The following is a 721-nucleotide window of genomic DNA, read 5'->3' on the forward strand; positions in this document are numbered from 1 at the left end:
ACTAAAGGCATTCTTCCTGGTTTTGACACGCCCGGAGCGCTTGTGTGATCGGCGTAATTGACTACGGCGCGGGAAACCTAGGCTCTGTTATGAACGCCTTAAAGCGGCTTTCCGTTCCCGCGCGTTTTGCCGAAGGACCGCAAGAACTTTCACCCTCGACTTCGCCCTTTGATAAAATAATTTTTCCAGGCGACGGACATTTCGCTACCGCAATGGCGTCTATTAACAAGTCAGGTTACGCGCAAGCCATAAAAGAATGGATAAAAGCGGACAAACCCTTTTTGGGAATCTGTATCGGCTTACAGTTGTTATTTGAAACTTCACAGGAAGCCCCAAATACGCACGGACTTTCGGTAATTCACGGAACAGTGCGGCGTTTCCCAGGACGCAAAGTTCCGCAGATTGGCTGGAATCAGACAAACGCCAAAAAAGAATCGAAAATTTTCCGGGGCTTAACAGAAAACAGTTTTTTTTATTACATACATTCATACTACGCAGATCCCGCCGACGATTCGGTAACCGCCGCGCAAACCGACTACTATGTCCGTTACTGTTGCGCCGTTGAACGAGGAGCATTAGCCGGCGTGCAATTTCACCCGGAAAAATCCGGCGCGGCAGGGCTTGCCCTTCTTAAAAATTGGGTGGGGGTCTAAATGCAGGCAAAACGTATAATTCCATGCCTTGATGTTGATGACGGCAGAGGAGTGAAGGGAATAAAATT

Annotated in this window: 1 protein-coding gene; it reads left to right on the plus strand. The window is 48.4% G+C overall.

All coding sequences use genetic code 11. From position 1 onward, the window contains the following. Positions 1-44: 44 nt before the first annotated feature. The gene (gene hisH, locus ACYVTD_RS14980) at positions 45-653 is read left to right on the plus strand and encodes an imidazole glycerol phosphate synthase subunit HisH (RefSeq protein ID WP_461248510.1); all 609 of its coding nucleotides are present in this window, start codon (positions 45-47) and stop codon (positions 651-653) included. The last annotated feature ends 68 nt before the right edge of the window (positions 654-721 follow it).

It is taken from the genome of Treponema sp. R6D11 (assembly GCF_054786075.1).